The sequence below is a fragment of the Rhizobium sp. L43 genome (genome assembly GCF_002531725.1).
In the GTDB taxonomy this organism is placed as follows: Bacteria; Pseudomonadota; Alphaproteobacteria; order Rhizobiales; family Rhizobiaceae; genus Rhizobium.
Genome location: NZ_NWSQ01000013.1, coordinates 125,469 through 142,391, shown reverse-complemented (window position 1 = coordinate 142,391; position 16,923 = coordinate 125,469). Strand labels below are relative to the sequence as shown.

Here is a 16,923-nt window from a genome sequence, read left to right as displayed (position 1 = left end):
GTGATTCCAACACGCAGCGGCGTTTTCTTTGGCCCGGCTTCGAAATTGCCTCTCAAATTGCCAAAGAAAAGCTGGATATCTTGAACGCTGCGATGTAACAGGTGAACCCGAAGTTTCGGGGTCATGCATTTGCCTTATTTTTCCATGAGGTGGAGTGCCGAACGACCCGATGGTTGGGGCGGCACGTCGCTGCCCCGAACGGATATCAGGAGACGGAATTCGTTATGATGTTCAAGTCTGAAAAGAAAATGCGGGCAGCACTGTCCGTTCTGGCAGTGATGTTCGGCGCCTCGGCTCCGGTCTCCTCCTTCGCCCAGGAGGCCGCGGCACCGGCTCCCGCAGATGGCCAGGCGCAGGCCGCCGGCGCGCCCAAGCTCGGCTGGTACAAGACCTGCAGCAAGCAGGAAGACAACGACATCTGTGTTGTCCAGAACCTGATCCTCGCCAATGGCGGCCAGCTGGTCACGGCCGTCGGCCTGATCTCGGTTACCGGCAAGATCAACCGCAAGCTCCTGCAGGTATCGGTTCCCACGGCACGCCTGATTCCTCCGGGCATCAGCATGCAGATCGATGGCGGCAAGGGCCAGAAGCTCGACTACGCCGTCTGCCTGCCGGACAAGTGCACGGCTGAAATCCCGCTGACCGACGCGATGATCGCCAGCCTCAAGAAGGGCAGCGACGTGATCTTCACGTCGATCAACTTCCGCCGCGCCCCGAACCCGATCAAGATTTCGCTCGAAGGCTTCACCGGCGCTTATGACGGCGAACCGGTTTCCGAATCCAAGCTCGCTGAAAGCCAGCGCAGCCTGCAGGAAGGCATGCAGAAGAAGGCCGAAGAAGCCCGCAAGAAGCTGGAAGACGCCCAGAAGGCAGCCAAGGCGCAGTAATCCTGCCGCCATATCGAACAGAAACCCGGCTTCGCGCCGGGTTTTTTGTTGGTGGACTTTGCTCTCTGCGCGGTGTCAATGGCTGCCCCCTTCACGTGCCGCGCGAGAGGTTGGTGGGGAACGGAGAGGGCGCGGCATGTCCCTTCGCCCCGCCGTGCGGGGAGAAGGTGGCGGCAGCCGGATGGGGCATTCCGCCATAGACCAAAGAGAAATTGGTACAGCTTAGTTCGGACCAAAAGAAAAAGGCCTCGCCGGGACTGCGAGGCCTTGTTTCATGCGGTCGGTCAGCCTGGTTTAATGGGCGAAGCTCATCTTGGGTTTGAACTGCCCTGACGGGGCCTGATCGAAAATCTGGTAGATCTGCGGATTGCGAAGCGGCGTGCCGCTTTCGTCGTTCATCAGGTTCTGCTCGGAGACATAAGCGACATATTCGCTTTCGTCATTTTCGGCGAGCAGGTGATAGAAGGGCTGGTCCCTGCTCGGGCGCACCTCGGCCGGAATGGAATTCCACCATTCCTCCGTATTCGCGAACTCAGGATCAACGTCGAAGATGACGCCGCGAAACGGAAATACCTTGTGCCGAACCACTTCGCCGATACTGAACTTTGCTATTCTTTCTTTCATGGTACGACTTCCTTTCATCACCAAATTTGGTGATTGGTACCGCGCAAATCAAGATTTTTGCGCGTGTTCGTCGCATGAACGTCACATCCTCCTGCTGGCGTCCATGACCCGGGGAGGTGAAAGCCCCGGCGAACCGGGGCTTTCGGTGTCGGCGGCCGATCAGGCCGAATAGTACATGTCGTATTCGACCGGATGCGGCGTCATTTCGAAACGCATCACCTCGGCCATCTTCAGCTCGATGAAGGCATCGATCTGGTCGTCGTCGAAGACTCCGCCTGCTGTCAGGAACTTGCGGTCCTTGTCGAGGCTTTCGAGCGCTTCGCGCAGTGAGCCGCAGACGGTCGGGATCTTCTTCAACTCCTTCGGCGGCAGATCGTAGAGATCCTTGTCCATAGCCTTGCCGGGATGGATCTTGTTCTTGATGCCGTCGAGGCCGGCCATCAGCATGGCGGCGAAGGCGAGATAGGGGTTGGCGGTCGGATCCGGGAAGCGGACTTCGACGCGCTTGGCCTTCGGGTTGGAGCCGAACGGAATGCGGCAGGAAGCCGAGCGGTTGCGGGCCGAATAGGCGAGCAGCACCGGTGCTTCATAACCCGGGACGAGACGCTTGTAAGAGTTCGTCGACGGATTGGTGAAGGCGTTGATCGCCTTGGCATGTTTGATGATGCCGCCGATGTAGAACAGGCAGCTTTCGGAAAGGCCGGCATATTCGTCGCCGGCAAAGGTTGGCTTGCCACCCTTCCAGATCGACTGGTGCACATGCATGCCCGAGCCGTTGTCGCCGAAGATCGGCTTCGGCATGAAGGTCGCCGTCTTGCCGTAGGCATTGGCCACCTGATGAACGACGTATTTGTAGATCTGCATCTTGTCGGCGTTGCGCACCAGCGTATCGAACTTGATGCCGAGTTCGTGCTGGGCGGCGGCGACTTCGTGGTGATGCTTTTCGACGACGACGCCCATTTCGGAGAGCACCGTCAGCATTTCCGAACGCATGTCTTGGGCGCTATCGACCGGAGGAACCGGGAAATAACCGCCCTTGACGCGCGGGCGATGGCCGAGGTTGCCGGTTTCGTAGTCGGTGTCATCGTTCGACGGAAGTTCCGTCGAATCGAGCTTAAAGCCGGTATTGTAGGGATCGGCCTTGTACTTGACGTCGTCGAAGACGAAGAATTCGGCTTCCGGGCCGACGAAGATCGTGTCGCCGATGCCGGATGCCTTGAGATAGGCTTCGGCCTTCTTGGCGGTGCCGCGCGGATCGCGGTTATAGGCTTCGCCGGAAACCGGATCGAGGATATCGCACATGATGACCATGGTCGACTGAGCGAAGAACGGGTCCATATGCACCGTCTCGGTATCGGGCATCAGCACCATGTCGGACTCGTTGATGGCCTTCCAGCCGCCGATCGAGGAGCCGTCGAACATCACGCCGTCAGCGAACATGTCTTCGTCGACGCAGACGACGTCCATCGTCACATGCTGCAGCTTGCCCTTCGGGTCGGTGAAGCGCAGATCGACGAACTTCACATCGTTCTCTTTGATCTGCTTCAGAATTTCGCTTGCGGTCGCCATTAAATACCTTCCTCCGATTTGCGATGACAACAGGTGGCTGCGCTGACCGTATCGAACTTTGCGTGGTTGGCAAAGTGGGTCAGATGGCGTCGATGCCGGTCTCGCCGGTGCGGATGCGGATAACCTCTTCGACGTTGGAGACGAAGATCTTTCCGTCGCCGATGCGGCCGGTCTGCGCCGCCTTGCGGATCGCATCGATGACGGCCTCCGCGTTCTCGTCGGCCAGCACAACCTCGACCTTTACCTTCGGCAGGAAATCGACGACGTATTCGGCGCCGCGGTAAAGTTCCGTGTGGCCCTTCTGACGGCCGAAGCCCTTGGCTTCCGTGACCGTGATACCTTGCAGGCCGACTTCCTGAAGGGCTTCCTTCACTTCGTCCAGCTTGAAAGGCTTAATGATCGCTTCGATCTTTTTCATGAGAAAATGTCTCTCCGCTTCTCCCGTTACGGCAGGAATGTTCCCGCTCGCCGGATATGATGCAGATATCGTGCCAGTTTGAAATCCATCTTATCGAAAAAAGACGCCGATTCTGTCAAAACCGGCGCGTTTGCGGGGAATTCCACGTCGTTTTGATGACGGAGAAGTGGAAAAACATTGCCTCCAGACCAAAATCACGTTCAAAACTGAAAAAATCTGGAATATCAGCAACTCCGTAAACACATTGAGCTGAGATTAAAAGATAGGCAAATGCACAAATAAAGCCCTTTTCTTTGCCGTCTCAGGCGGTTGTTTTTTGGGCGTTTATTGAATTGAATGGGGCAATGAGCCAACATCTGTTCGACCTTCTTCTGACGCCTGCCGAAATGGCCGCCGTCGATGCGGCTGCTGCCGCATCCGGTATCGATTCCTTCGGCCTGATGGAGAGGGCGGGGGCTGCGGCCGCAGCGGCCGCGCTGCGGCTTCATCCGGATGCGCTGCGTTTCGTCCTGCTCTGCGGTCCCGGCAACAATGGCGGCGACGCCTATGTCGCGGCAAGGCATCTGCAGGAGGGCGGGGCGACGGTGGCGCTCTTCCATCTCGGCGATCCCTCAAGGCTGAAGGGCGATGCCGCCCGCGCCCGTGGCGGCTGCGCGCTCCGGGGACAAGGGCTCCACCTCTACCAGCACGAAACCGGCGACGTCGTCATCGATGGCCTGTTCGGCGCCGGGCTCGCCCGCGAGGTGCCGGCCGATGTCCGCGCGCTGATCGAGCGCGTCACCGAGGCCGGTATCCCGGTGCTTTCAATCGATCTGCCCTCCGGTCTCGATGGCCGCACCGGCAAGGTGCTGGGTGCCGCCTTCAGGGCGCAGAACACCATCACCTTCATGACGCGCAAGCCCGGGCATCTGCTGATGCCGGGCAGGCAGCTTTGCGGCGAACTGGAAGTCTTCGATATCGGCATTCCCGCCCGCTTCGTCAGGGCCGCGGCAGGCAGTAGCATCGCCGAGAACAGGCCGGATGCCTGGACGAGCGTGCTGCCGGCCGAGCAGCTGGAGACCCACAAATACAAGCGCGGCCATCTGGTGGTCTTCTCAGGCGCGGCCGACAAGACGGGGGCTGCACGGATGTCGGCGATATCGGGCCTGAAGGCCGGCGCCGGCCTGGTGACGATCGCCGCCCCGCATGCGGCAATGGCCGCCAATGCCGCGCATCTCACCGCCGTCATGCTGCATGCGATCGACGACGAGGCGGAGCTCGAAAACTGGCTCTCGGACCGGCGGCTGCAGACATTCGTCCTCGGTCCCGGTTTTGGCATCGGCGCCAGGGCGCGCGGCTTCGTCACCGCCCTTGCCGAGCGCCATCTTGTGCTCGATGCCGACGGCATCTCCTCGTTCAAGGACGATCCGCAGCAGTTGTTTGATCTTTTCCGGGGAAAGCCGCGTCTGGTGCTGACGCCGCATGAGGGCGAATTCGTGCGGCTCTTTCCCGATATCGGCGGCGACGATGCGCTCGGCAAGGTGGACAAGGCAGTGGCCGCCGCCCGTCGCGCCAATGCTGCGATCGTCTATAAAGGCGCCGATACCGTCATTGCTGCGCCTGATGGACGGGCGCTGATCAATACCAACGCTCCCGTCTGGCTTGCCACCGCCGGTTCCGGGGATGTGCTCGCCGGCATTATCGGTGGATTGCTTGCCCAAGGCCTGCCGGCCTTCGAGGCCGCCGCCGCCGGCGTCTGGCTGCACGGAGAGGCCGGCCATCGCGCCGGCAAAGGCCTGACGGCGGAAGACCTCGCCACCCACGTCTTACCTCTTTAACCCGCCCGATGCATCAGCTTCGGGCTCCCGATGCTTTGGCTTAGCGCCGCCGATGCTTCAGCTTCGGGCCGCCCGATGCATCAGCCTTTGGCGCTAGCCTCTGCCCGGCCTATTTCGCCAGCGCCTGCTGCAGGGCGATTGCGCCATGCGGCGCATTGACCTTGCCCTCATGGATCATGAAGGCGAAGACGTCGCGCGGCTCGGACTTGACCTTGCGGTCAGCATCGATCAGCGGCAGGTCGTCGGGGATCTTGCCTTCCGCCCAGGTCTCAAGCCGGTTTGCCCAGGCCTTCAGGTCCTCGTCGGGATAGCAGGTCGCAATATCGTCCGAGCCCTTCTGCAGCCTGGCATAGACGAAATCGGCCGTGACGTCGGCAATCATCGGATATTCGAAATGCTCGGCACAAACCGGCGCCACGCCGTATTTCGCCAGCAGCGCCACGAATTCCGGCACCTTGAAGGAATCGTGCCGTACCTCCACCACGTGGCGGAGCGCCAGCCCATCCTGTTTTGCCGGCAGCAGCTTCAGGAAGGCCTCGAAATCGTCCGGGTCGAACTTCTTGGTCGGCGCGAACTGCCAGAGCAGCGGCCCGAGATGATCGCCGAGCTCACTGATGCCTGATGTCAGGAAGCGCTCCATCGATTCACCGGCTTCGGCAAGCACCCGCCGATTGGTGACGAAACGCGTCGCCTTCAGCGAGAAGATGAATCCGTCGGGCACATCGGCTGCCCATTTGGCGAAGACCGCCGGCTTTTGCGTGCTGTAATAGGTGCCGTTGACCTCGATCACCTTCAACTGGCGGCTGGCATAATTCAGCTCGTCCTTCTGTTTCAGGTCATCGGGAAAGAAATGCCCGCGCCAGGGCTCGAAGGTCCAGCCGCCGATGCCGGTGCGGATAGTGCCGGATTTCGTCATGTCGTCCTCCCCATTGGCAGCCGCTCAGGCTGCATCGATCTCTTTCACCATGTCGACGAGCGTCCATCCTGGCCGACAAGGGTTCGGCCGGCGACCCGTTTCCTGAAAGCCGAAGGCGCGATAGAGCGCGATGTTCCGCTCCATAAGCGCATTCGTATAGAGCCGGATTTCCGCCACTGCCCATTCCCGCGCCTTGCCTTCCAGCCAGTGCAGCATCGAGAGCCCATGTCCGTCGCCCTGAACGGCCGGCGAGACCGCGATGCTGAACAGCATCAAGTGATCGGAATGCTTCTCGATGACCAAGAGGCCGGCCGTTTCACCACCGATCTCGCGCAGCCAGACCTCGCCGCGTTCGATGCGCGACACGTAATCCTCCGTCACCGGGATCGGCGGAGCGCCGAAGAGTTCGGTATAGGGCCGATAGGCGGCTGCCGTCAGCGTCGCGATCGTTTGCAGATCATCGGGCGACGCTGGCCTCATCGTCATTCCGCCGCAACCGCCTTCTTCGCCGGCCGCCGCTCCAACAATTCCTTGAGGAAATGGCCGGTATAGGAGCGCTTCTCCTTGACGATCGCTTCAGGCGTGCCGACAGCCACGATCTCGCCGCCGCCGTCACCGCCCTCGGGGCCGAAATCGAGCACCCAGTCGGCCGTCTTGATGACTTCGAGATTGTGCTCGATCACCACCACCGAATTGCCCTGGTTGACCAGTTCGTGCAGCATTTCGAGCAGCTTGGCGACGTCGTGGAAATGCAGGCCGGTCGTCGGTTCATCGAGAATATAGAGCGTGCGTCCCGTCGACCGTTTCGACAGCTCCTTGGCGAGCTTGACGCGCTGCGCCTCGCCGCCCGAGAGCGTATTCGCCTGCTGGCCGACCTTGATATAACCGAGGCCGACATCCTTCAGCGACTGTAGCTTGTCGCGCACGGCAGGCACCGCCGCGAAGAAATCGACGCCTTCCTCCACTGTCATGTCGAGCACGTCGGCGATCGACTTCTGCTTGAAGGTGACGTCGAGCGTCTCTCTGTTATAGCGCTTGCCGTGGCAGACGTCGCAGGTGACATAGACATCGGGCAGGAAGTGCATCTCGATCTTGATGACGCCGTCGCCCTGGCAGGCCTCGCAGCGCCCGCCCTTGACGTTGAACGAGAAGCGGCCCGGCTGGTAGCCGCGCGCCTTGGCTTCCGGCAGGCCGGCGAACCAGTCGCGGATCGGCGTGAATGCGCCGGTATAGGTCGCCGGGTTCGAGCGTGGCGTGCGGCCGATCGGCGATTGATCGATGTCGATCACCTTGTCGATATGCTCGAAGCCGTCGATACGGTCGTGATCGGCCGGGTTTTCACGCGCGCCCATGACACGGCGCGCTGCCGATTTATACAGCGTCTCGATCAGGAAGGTGGATTTGCCGCCGCCGGAAACGCCGGTCACCGCCGTGAACACGCCGAGCGGGATCGACGCCGTGACATTCTTCAGATTGTTGCCGCGTGCGCCGACCACCTTGATCTCGCGGCCCTTCTTCTGCTTGCGGCGCTCATGGGGAACGGGCACGCCGAGTTCGCCCGACAGGTATTTGCCGGTCAGCGACTGCGGATTGTCCATGATATCCTGCGGCGTGCCGTGGGCGATGACCTGGCCGCCGTGAATGCCGGCGGCCGGGCCGATATCGACCACGTCGTCGGCCGTCATGATCGCATCCTCGTCATGTTCGACGACGATGACCGTGTTGCCGATGTCGCGCAGGTGTTTCAGCGTGTCGAGCAGCCGCGCATTGTCGCGCTGATGCAGGCCGATCGACGGCTCGTCGAGCACATAGAGCACGCCGGTCAGCCCCGAACCGATCTGCGAGGCAAGCCGGATGCGCTGGCTTTCGCCGCCCGACAGCGTGCCGGAATTGCGCGACAGGCTGAGATATTCCAGGCCGACATCGTTGAGGAAGCGCAGCCGGTCGCGGATTTCCTTGAGGATGCGCACCGCAATCTCGTTCTGCTTGGCGTTGAAGCTGGCCGGCAGCGTCTCGAACCAGTCGCGGGCGACGCGGATCGACATACCCGTGACTTCACCGATATGCAGCGTGTCGATCTTCACCGCCAAGGCCTCCGGCTTCAGGCGGAAGCCGCTGCAGGAAGGGCAGGGAGCGGCCGACATGAAACGCTCGATATCCTCGCGCGCCCAGGCGGAATCCGTCTCCTTCCAGCGGCGCTCGAGATTGGTGATGATGCCTTCGAAATTCTTCTGGGTCGTATAGGAACGGGCGCCGTCGGCGTAGTGGAATTCGATCTTGTCGTCGGTGCCGTTGAGGATGACGTCCTTGGCCTCGTCGGACAGATCGTTCCAGCGGGTTCCGAGCTTGAAGCCGTAATGTTTGCCGAGCGCTTCCAGTGTCTGATTGTAATAGGGCGAGGTCGACTTCGCCCAGGGCGCGATCGCTCCGTCGCGCAGAGTCCGCTCGGGCTCGGGCACGATCAGATCCGGATCGATCTTCTGCTGGGCGCCTAGGCCGTCGCAGGTCGGGCAGGCGCCGAAGGGATTGTTGAAGGAAAACAGCCGCGGCTCGATCTCGGGTATGGTGAAGCCGGAAACCGGGCAGGCAAATTTCTCCGAAAACAGTACGCGCTCATGCGTCTCGTTCAGCGACTTGTTGGCCGAGCCACCGGCCGACGTCTCTTCCGGCGGCAGCGGTTTGTCGGCGAATTCGGCGATCGCCAGCCCGTCGGCGAGCTTCAGACAGGTTTCCAGGCTGTCCGCCAGGCGGGCCGAGACATCCGAGCGCACGACGATGCGGTCGACCACCACGTCGATATCGTGCTTGTATTTCTTGTCGAGCACTGGCGCCTCGGCGATCTCGTAGAACTGCCCGTCGACCTTGACGCGCTGGAAGCCCTTCTTCATCAGCTCGGCGAGTTCCTTCTTGTATTCGCCCTTGCGGCCGCGCACGAGCGGCGCGAGAATATAAAGACGGGTGTCTTCGCCGAAATCGAGGACGCGGTCGACCATCTGGCTGACCGTCTGGCTCTCGATCGGCAGGCCGGTCGCCGGCGAATAGGGAACGCCGACGCGGGCAAAGAGCAGGCGCATGTAGTCGTAGATCTCGGTGACGGTGCCGACCGTCGAGCGCGGGTTGCGCGACGTGGTCTTCTGCTCGATCGAGATCGCCGGCGACAGTCCGTCGATCTGGTCGACATCGGGCTTCTGCATCATTTCGAGGAACTGCCGGGCATAGGCCGACAGGCTCTCGACATAACGGCGCTGGCCCTCGGCATAGATCGTGTCGAAAGCAAGCGAGGATTTGCCGGAGCCCGAAAGCCCGGTCATGACGATCAGCTTGTTGCGCGGCAGATCGAGATCGATGCCCTTGAGATTGTGCTCGCGCGCGCCGCGGATGGAGATCGTCTTCAGTTCGCTCATCGTCTCAGCTTTGGTCCTTTGGGATAACAGCCCTTATTTAGTGATGCCGACCGGCGAGTCGAGGCTGAATGTCGGCAACACTGAAGGTTTTCGATTCTGTTGACAGGATCATACGGATAAACTAGAACAAATAAAGAACAAAATTCCTGATGGATGCATGCGGCTTTCTGATGGATAAACATGTGGATTAAATGCCGCCCATGCGCATCGGCGGTCCGTGATGGTTTAAGGTGCGCCGATCGATTGAAACGCCGCCGGGCAGGGCGGCAGGCAGGGTGAGAAGCATGGCTGGTAGCGTGAATAAGGTAATTCTGGTTGGAAACGTGGGTGCAGACCCCGAAATCCGCCGTACTCAGGATGGCCGGCCGATCGCCAATCTTCGTATCGCGACCTCGGAGACCTGGCGCGACCGAAATTCCGGCGAGCGCCGTGAAAAGACCGAATGGCACACTGTCGTCGTCTTCAACGAGGGCCTCTGCAAGGTCGTCGAGCAATATGTGAAGAAGGGCGCCAAGCTCTATATCGAAGGCCAGCTGCAGACCCGCAAGTGGCAGGACCAGCAGGGTCAGGACCGCTATTCGACGGAGGTGGTGCTGCAGGGCTTCAGCTCGACGCTGACCATGCTCGACGGCCGCGGCGATGGCGGCGGGGCGAGCGGCGGCCGTGGCGGCGGCAGCAACAATGATTATGGCGACGACTACGGCGCCCCGGCTCCCTCTTCATCGCCAAGCCGTGGCGGTGGCGGCGGCAACTTCTCGCGCGATCTCGACGACGACATCCCGTTCTGATCAACCGCCTTTTGGAGCTTGAAAGACCTGAGAGCATGATGCCTTTGACGGCGTCATGCTCTTTTTCTTTGATCTCGCGCCGTTCTTGGGGAATTTCCGGATGAGTTGCCACGCCTTTACGAAAGCCACTGGAGCGAGCCTCCGGCTTTGGTTGGACGAGGCACCGCCATCAATCGAAGCAACTCGATGCCATCTGTGGGAGAGTAAAGTTTTCGCCAGCGGAGAGGGCACGCCTCGTCGGAAAAGCGTGGCTGTGGAGATAGCTCGGCCCGTTGGGGGCATGACCGTATATGGCCTGTTGTCAGCAACCTTCGATCAGTCCATCAAGGCGCAAGGTCTGCGGGTGAATGTCCCAATTGAACCTACTGAAGGAGAGAGTTGGTTCCTATCACTTGCTCCACGTTATGACAAAGTGCTTAGCGGATTTGCGGCAGAATACATGCCGGGCCTTTTCAAGGGGATAGAGGATCTTCGTGAAGGCGCACCCAGTTTTGGAATTCTCTCGTTCGATCGTATGGCACATTCGGATGTAGGTTCATCGATAGACATTTTTCGCAAGTTGACGAGAGCTGTCGTGCGCGCCTTGGTCATGGAGCGGGTACCTGAAACGCCGGAGGAGGCGTACGCGCTTCTCGCAATTTAGCTTGGAAGACGTTCCAGGTTTTCAATGCGGCGTCGCGCTGATGAGATTGAGCGCCGCTTTCGCGCCGTCGACGACGAATTGCACCGCAAGGGCAGCGAGGATGACGCCGAGGAGGCGAGTCAGGATCGCACGGCCGGTGACGCCGAGGAAACGGTCGAGCCTGTCGGCGATCAGCAGCATCAGCAGTGTCAGCAATAGATTGGCGGCGATGACGGCGATCAGCTGCGCTTTTCCGACTGAGGTCGCCAGCGTCCCGGCTAGAAGGATCGTCGCCGAGATCGCACCCGGACCGGCAATCAGCGGCAAGGCGAGGGGAAAGACGGCGATATTCTCGATATGATCCTTGGTGACGGCCGCCTCGGTGGCCTTCTCCTTGCGTTCCTGCCGCCTCTCGAACACCATCTCGAAGGCGATCCAGAAGAGCAGCAGCCCGCCGGCGATGCGGAAGGCGCCGATCGAGATCCCAAGCACGCCGAGCACGCCGGCGCCGAACAGGGCGAAGACGGCGAGGATGATGAAGGCGATGGTCGAGCCGCGCAGCGCCACCTGCGTGCGCTCGGCCCGGCTCATGCCCGCCGTCAGCCCCAGGAAGATCGGTGCGAGCCCCGGCGGATCGATGGTGACGAGCAGCGTCGTGAACGCGTTGATCAATTGGTCGGCGCTTGCCATCGTCTCTCCGAAACCCCATATGGTCGCGTGGTTTTTATGATTGTGAAGCGGGGATTCCGATTTGGCAAATATCCCGCGGCCGCCCGCGACGGATTTGTCCGCTCAGGCCGCGCATCTTGTATGTTTTACCCTCTTTAAGCCGCAAAAGCCTGTTCAAAACGCGCTCATAAATTGGCGCGGGAACAGGCTTTCCGCTATAAATCTTCAAGTGATTCTAGAAGAGATCGTGATCTGTTTTGACTGAGCAAACACCCCCCGGCGGCGGGAAGCTCCCGCCAGGCATCGAGCCCATCTCCATCATGGAGGAAATGCAGCGGTCGTATCTCGATTACGCCATGAGCGTCATCGTCAGCCGTGCGCTGCCCGACGTGCGCGACGGCCTGAAGCCCGTGCACCGGCGCATCCTCTACGGCATGTCCGAGCTCGGCATCGACTGGAACAAGAAATACGTCAAATGCGCCCGCGTCACCGGTGACGTGATGGGTAAATACCACCCGCACGGCAATACCGCGATCTATGATGCGCTCGCCCGCATGGCCCAGCCTTGGTCGCTGCGGCTGCCGCTGATCGACGGCCAGGGCAATTTCGGCTCGGTCGATGGCGATCCGCCGGCGGCCGAACGTTACACCGAATGCCGTCTCGAAAAGGCTGCCCATTCGCTGCTCGACGATCTCGATAAGGAAACCGTCGATTTCCGCGACAACTACGACGGCACGCTCTCCGAGCCGGTCGTGGTGCCCGCCAAGTTCCCGAACCTGCTCGTCAACGGCGCCGGCGGCATTGCCGTCGGCATGGCGACCAACATTCCGCCGCACAATCTCTCCGAAGTGATCGACGGCTGCATTGCGCTGATCAACGATCCGGCCATCGAGCTGCCGGAACTGATGCAGATCATTCCCGGCCCCGACTTCCCGACAGGAGCGAAGATTCTCGGCCGTGCCGGCATCCGCTCGGCTTACGAGACCGGCCGCGGTTCGGTCATCATGCGCGGCGTCGCCGCCATCGAGCCGATGCGCGGCGACCGCGAGCAGATCATCATCACCGAGATTCCCTACCAGGTGAACAAGGCGACGATGATCGAGAAGATGGCCGAGCTGGTGCGCGACAAGCGCATTGAAGGCATTTCCGATCTGCGCGACGAATCCGATCGCCAGGGTTACCGCGTCGTCGTCGAGCTGAAGCGCGACGCCAATGCCGAGGTCATCCTCAATCAGCTCTATCGTTATACGCCGCTGCAGACCTCCTTCGGCTGCAACATGGTGGCGCTGAACGGCGGCAAGCCCGAGCAGCTGGCGCTGCTCGACATGCTGCGCGCTTTCGTCTCTTTCCGCGAGGAAGTCGTTAGCCGGAGAACGAAATTCCTGCTGCGCAAGGCGCGTGACCGTGCCCATGTGTTGGTTGGTCTCGCCATTGCCGTCGCCAATATCGATGAAGTCATCCGCGTCATCCGCCAGGCACCCGATCCGCAGTCGGCCCGCGAAGAGCTGATGACCCGCCGCTGGCCGGCCGAAGATGTCGAGAGCCTGATCCGTCTGATCGACGATCCGCGCCACCGCATCAACGAGGACCTGACCTACAATCTCTCCGAAGAGCAGGCCCGCGCCATCCTCGAACTGCGCCTTGCCCGCCTGACGGCGCTCGGCCGCGACGAAATCGGCGATGAGCTCAACAAAATCGGCGAAGAGATCAAGGATTACCTCGACATTCTCTCCTCCCGCGTCCGCATCCAGACCATCGTCAAGGACGAACTCATCGCCGTCCGCGACGAATTCGGCACGCCGCGCCGCACCGAGATCGTCGATGGCGGCCTCGAAATGGACGACGAGGATCTGATCGCCCGCGAGGACATGGTCGTCACCGTCTCGCATCTTGGTTACATCAAGCGCGTGCCGCTGACCACCTACCGCGCCCAGCGCCGCGGCGGTAAGGGCCGTTCCGGCATGACCACCCGCGACGAGGATTTTGTTAGCCGGCTATTCGTGGTCAATACCCATACGCCGGTACTGTTCTTCTCCTCGCGCGGCATCGTCTACAAGGAGAAGGTCTGGCGCCTGCCGATCGGCACGCCGACCTCGCGCGGTAAGGCGCTGATCAACATGCTGCCGCTCGCACCCGGCGAGCGCATCACCACCATCCTGCCTCTGCCAGAGGACGAGGCGAGCTGGGATAATCTCGACGTCATGTTCTCGACGACGCGCGGCACGGTTCGCCGCAACAAGCTGTCGGACTTCGTCCAGGTCAACCGCAACGGTAAGATCGCCATGAAGCTCGAGGAGGAGGGCGACGAAATCCTCTCCGTCGAGACCTGCACCGAGAACGACGACGTGCTGCTGACGACTGCGCTCGGCCAGTGCATCCGCTTCTCCGTCGACGACGTCCGCGTCTTTGCCGGCCGCAACTCGATCGGCGTGCGCGGCATCAATCTCGGCGATGGCGACCGCATCATCTCGATGACGATCGTCGGTCATGTCGACGCCGAGCCGTGGGAGCGCGCCGCCTATCTCAAGCGCTCCGCCACAGAACGTCGGGCGACGGGCGTTGATGAAGAGGACATCGCGCTGGTTGGTGAAGAAGTCACCGAAGAGGGACAGCTCTCCGACGAGCGTTACGAAGTGCTGAGGGCACGCGAACAATTCGTGCTGACAGTCTCGGAAAAGGGCTTCGGCAAGCGTTCGTCGTCGTACGATTTCCGCATCTCCGGCCGCGGCGGCAAGGGCATCCGCGCCACCGACACGTCGAAAACCGGCGAGATCGGCGAACTGGTCGCGGCCTTCCCCGTCGATGACGGCGACCAGATCATGCTGGTTTCCGATGGCGGCCAGCTGATCCGTGTGCCGGTCGGCGGCATCCGCATCGCCAGCCGCGCCACCAAGGGCGTCACCATCTTCTCGACGCACAAGGACGAAAAGGTCGTCTCGGTCGAGCGCATCAGCGAGCCGGAGGAGGACGAGACCGAGGAGGCTGTCGAGGGCGCCACAGCTGCCGACGAAGGTGCGACCGGCGACGGCCCGATTGCCGATGGTGATCCGGCCGGGTCCACCGAGGAATGATTAAATGAAAGGGCGGCTTCGGGCCGCCCTTTCTTTTTAAACCCGAGGACAGCTCAATCCAAAGAAAAAGCCGGACGCTTCGTGCATCCGGCTTTGAATGTCCCTGGCGACGGAAGGGTGCCGCTCAGGGGTCGTGAGAAAGGAACGTCAGAACGCTCTATGTTTTTCATTCAGTGCCTTCACCTCTTCGCCTTCGCGCCGGAGCGCTGCGATCGTCGAGGTTACGGACACGATGAACATGACGCTGATAAGGGCCGTGAGCACTGTCAAGATCGTGAACATAGGCATTCCTTTCCTGGGGAGTTGCGTTTTCGCCCCTCAGTACTGGCCCAGTACGGCCGTCCGGGCCGAAGCATAGGGACCATAAACCTTTGAGGTATCGACCTTCTGATCATAGAGAGCGACAGTTGCGGTCAGCATGCCCGTGACCATTACCATCCAGAGCACGTTAATCATCGTAATCTTGCCGGGCATTTGTAGTCCTTCCTGCCGCGCTAATCGCATCTATGGGTCGGTTGAATGAACGCATCCGTTTTAAAATGGTTCCGCCGGATGTTGAGGGGGTGTTTACCAACGCCGATCTGAAGCCTCCTTGAATATCTCGTTCATCTGGCGTTCAGATTCGAAGCTCGGTTTTCGCGCAGCCGGCCTTGAGCGCGCACGATGGCCGCATGCTCGACAAGCTCCGGCCGCACCCAGCTCACCTCGTAGCGATCGGCGAAATAGCCATAGGCCATCTCGGCGGCAAGGGAGGAAACGACGGCAAGTGCAACGAGCACGATCAGCATGGATCTGGTCTTTCGGGGAGCGCCGGATGCCGGAATGGCATCGGCTGCGTTGATGATTTGAGTTAAGCAGATCCTGTCTGAAACCGCCTTGAACGGGCCATTCATCCGGCGTTCAACCGTCCGGGACGATTGGCCAAATCACTTGCGGCAAGGCGGTATCCGTGACAAAAGGCGTCAAACCAACGGTCGGGCCAGATGACGACAGCTTTTTATCCGGGGTCTTTCGACCCGATCACCAACGGGCATGTGGATGTTCTGGTCCAGGCGCTGAACGTCGCCGAAAAGGTGATCGTCGCGATCGGCATCCATCCCGGCAAGGCGCCGCTGTTTTCCTTCGAAGAGAGAGCCGAGCTGATCCGCCATTCGCTGGCTGAAGCGCTGCCCGGCAAGGTCGGCGATATATCAGTCGTCGCCTTCGATAATCTGGTCGTCGATGCCGCCCGCACCCATGGCGCCACGCTTTTGATCCGCGGTCTTCGCGACGGCACCGATCTTGATTATGAAATGCAGATGGCCGGCATGAACAGGACGATGGCGCCCGATATCCAGACCATCTTTTTGCCGGCGGGCACGGCCTCTCGGCCCATTACCGCCACATTGGTCCGCCAGATCGCCGCCATGGGCGGCGATGTCAGCGCTTTCGTGCCGGCCGCCGTCTTGCAAGCCCTCACATCCAAGCGCCAAAACTAACAAGTACAAAGACTTGCAGGCACAAAGACCAGCAAGCGCAAAGACCAGGCGGAACCCGCCGCAATGGAGCCCATATGAAACTCTTTTATCTCGCATTTGCCGGCGTGTTGTATCTCGCCTCCTTCGCCGGGGATGCCTTCGCCCAGTCGGCCGATCATTATCTCACCATTCAGCTGAAGGACGGCCCCGTCGTCATCCAGCTGATGCCTGAGGTGGCGCCGAAGCATGTCGCCCAGATCGAGGCGCTGGCCAAGAAGGGCGAATACGACAACGTCGCCTTCCACCGCGTCATCGAGGGTTTCATGGCCCAGACCGGCGATGTCAAATACGGCAACATGGAAAAGGGCTTCGATGCGAGCCTGGCCGGCACCGGCTCCTCGGATCTGCCGGATATTCCGGCTGAATTCTCCAAGACCCCGTTCGTGCGCGGCACGGTCGGCATGGCCCGTTCGCAGGATCCGAATTCCGCCAATTCGCAGTTCTTCATCATGTTCGCCGACGGTTCCTTCCTGAACGGCCAGTACACCGTCGTCGGCAAGGTCGTGTCCGGCATGGAGAATGTCGACAAGATCATGCGCGGCGAAGGCCAGAACGGCGAAGTCAAAAGTCCCGACCGGATGATCAAGGTCACCCTGGGCAAGAAGTAAGTTACGAGAGAAA

17 protein-coding genes are annotated in these 16,923 nt (G+C 60.8%); 7 read left to right on the top strand and 10 right to left on the bottom strand.

The genetic code is table 11. The features are described 5' to 3' along the window. The first annotated feature begins 224 nt into the window (after positions 1 to 224). Positions 225 to 887, top strand: coding sequence for an invasion associated locus B family protein (locus CO667_RS18650; protein ID WP_097619763.1), 663 nt, complete (start codon positions 225 to 227; stop codon positions 885 to 887). 294 nt (positions 888 to 1,181) lie between these two features. Here CO667_RS18650 and hspQ read toward each other — a convergent pair whose 3' ends face one another. The 3 genes from hspQ to CO667_RS18635 all read right to left on the bottom strand — a co-directional run bounded on the left by hspQ (position 1,182) and on the right by CO667_RS18635 (position 3,498). After that, positions 1,182 to 1,511 carry a heat shock protein HspQ gene (gene hspQ / locus CO667_RS18645; RefSeq protein ID WP_003559363.1) on the bottom strand — a complete coding sequence of 110 codons (330 nt, stop codon included), beginning with the start codon at positions 1,509 to 1,511 and terminating at the stop codon, positions 1,182 to 1,184. Positions 1,512 to 1,670: 159 nt separating this feature from the next. After that, a complete protein-coding gene (gene glnA, locus CO667_RS18640; protein ID WP_028756888.1) occupies positions 1,671 to 3,080 on the bottom strand; it encodes a type I glutamate--ammonia ligase in 1,410 nt (469 codons plus the stop codon). Positions 3,081 to 3,159: 79 nt separating this feature from the next. Beyond that, entirely contained in the window at positions 3,160 to 3,498 is a 339-nt protein-coding gene (locus CO667_RS18635; protein ID WP_003539626.1) for a P-II family nitrogen regulator, read from the bottom strand. 344 nt (positions 3,499 to 3,842) lie between these two features. Between CO667_RS18635 and CO667_RS18630 the strand changes: the two genes are divergently transcribed. Then, positions 3,843 to 5,315, top strand: a complete 1,473-nt coding sequence (locus tag CO667_RS18630) for an NAD(P)H-hydrate dehydratase (RefSeq protein WP_097619762.1) — start codon at positions 3,843 to 3,845, stop codon at positions 5,313 to 5,315. 109 nt (positions 5,316 to 5,424) lie between these two features. Here CO667_RS18630 and CO667_RS18625 read toward each other — a convergent pair whose 3' ends face one another. From CO667_RS18625 to uvrA, 3 genes are read right to left on the bottom strand one after another with little or no spacing between them, the layout of a single operon-like run. After that, on the bottom strand, positions 5,425 to 6,231 hold the full coding sequence (locus tag CO667_RS18625; protein ID WP_097619761.1) for a DUF72 domain-containing protein: 807 nt from the start codon (positions 6,229 to 6,231) through the stop codon (positions 5,425 to 5,427). A gap of 24 nt (positions 6,232 to 6,255) precedes the next feature. Beyond that, complete coding sequence (locus CO667_RS18620; RefSeq protein ID WP_097619760.1) at positions 6,256 to 6,717, bottom strand: GNAT family N-acetyltransferase; 462 nt, start codon at positions 6,715 to 6,717, stop codon at positions 6,256 to 6,258. Continuing rightward, a complete protein-coding gene (gene uvrA, locus CO667_RS18615) occupies positions 6,714 to 9,635 on the bottom strand; it encodes an excinuclease ABC subunit UvrA (RefSeq protein WP_097619759.1) in 2,922 nt (973 codons plus the stop codon). The genes CO667_RS18620 and uvrA overlap by 4 nt, the downstream gene beginning before the upstream one ends. A 284-nt stretch (positions 9,636 to 9,919) precedes the next feature. Here uvrA and CO667_RS18610 point away from each other — a divergent pair, with 284 nt between their 5' ends. Both CO667_RS18610 and CO667_RS18605 read left to right on the top strand, forming a co-directional pair. Next, a complete protein-coding gene (locus CO667_RS18610) occupies positions 9,920 to 10,423 on the top strand; it encodes a single-stranded DNA-binding protein (protein ID WP_097619758.1) in 504 nt (167 codons plus the stop codon). A gap of 55 nt (positions 10,424 to 10,478) precedes the next feature. Beyond that, on the top strand, positions 10,479 to 11,066 hold the full coding sequence (locus tag CO667_RS18605; protein WP_245433157.1) for a hypothetical protein: 588 nt from the start codon (positions 10,479 to 10,481) through the stop codon (positions 11,064 to 11,066). 21 nt (positions 11,067 to 11,087) lie between these two features. Here the strand turns inward: CO667_RS18605 and CO667_RS18600 are convergent, their stop codons facing one another. Beyond that, the gene (locus CO667_RS18600) at positions 11,088 to 11,735 is read right to left on the bottom strand and encodes a MarC family protein (RefSeq protein ID WP_097619757.1); all 648 of its coding nucleotides are present in this window, start codon (positions 11,733 to 11,735) and stop codon (positions 11,088 to 11,090) included. A 236-nt stretch (positions 11,736 to 11,971) separates the two neighbouring features. On the opposite strand from CO667_RS18600, the gene gyrA reads away from it, so the two are divergent. Then, positions 11,972 to 14,785: a DNA gyrase subunit A gene (gene gyrA, locus CO667_RS18595; protein WP_097619756.1), complete on the top strand. Its 2,814-nt coding sequence runs from the start codon at positions 11,972 to 11,974 to the stop codon at positions 14,783 to 14,785. Between the two features lie 147 nt (positions 14,786 to 14,932). Here the strand turns inward: gyrA and CO667_RS36260 are convergent, their stop codons facing one another. The 3 genes from CO667_RS36260 to CO667_RS18590 form a co-directional block, all read right to left on the bottom strand. Beyond that, positions 14,933 to 15,067, bottom strand: coding sequence for a hypothetical protein (locus CO667_RS36260; RefSeq protein WP_280953227.1), 135 nt, complete (start codon positions 15,065 to 15,067; stop codon positions 14,933 to 14,935). A 36-nt stretch (positions 15,068 to 15,103) separates the two neighbouring features. Next, on the bottom strand, positions 15,104 to 15,259 hold the full coding sequence (locus CO667_RS35440; RefSeq protein WP_003539654.1) for a hypothetical protein: 156 nt from the start codon (positions 15,257 to 15,259) through the stop codon (positions 15,104 to 15,106). Between the two features lie 131 nt (positions 15,260 to 15,390). Next, the gene (locus tag CO667_RS18590; protein ID WP_097619755.1) at positions 15,391 to 15,678 is read right to left on the bottom strand and encodes a hypothetical protein; all 288 of its coding nucleotides are present in this window, start codon (positions 15,676 to 15,678) and stop codon (positions 15,391 to 15,393) included. Positions 15,679 to 15,768: 90 nt separating this feature from the next. Here CO667_RS18590 and coaD point away from each other — a divergent pair, with 90 nt between their 5' ends. Together coaD and CO667_RS18580 are read left to right on the top strand one after the other, a co-directional pair. After that, positions 15,769 to 16,263 (top strand): pantetheine-phosphate adenylyltransferase, encoded by a 495-nt coding sequence (coaD, locus tag CO667_RS18585; RefSeq protein WP_097619754.1) that lies wholly within the window; start codon positions 15,769 to 15,771, stop codon positions 16,261 to 16,263. 74 nt (positions 16,264 to 16,337) lie between these two features. After that, complete coding sequence (locus CO667_RS18580; RefSeq protein ID WP_097619753.1) at positions 16,338 to 16,910, top strand: peptidylprolyl isomerase; 573 nt, start codon at positions 16,338 to 16,340, stop codon at positions 16,908 to 16,910. The last annotated feature ends 13 nt before the right edge of the window (positions 16,911 to 16,923 follow it).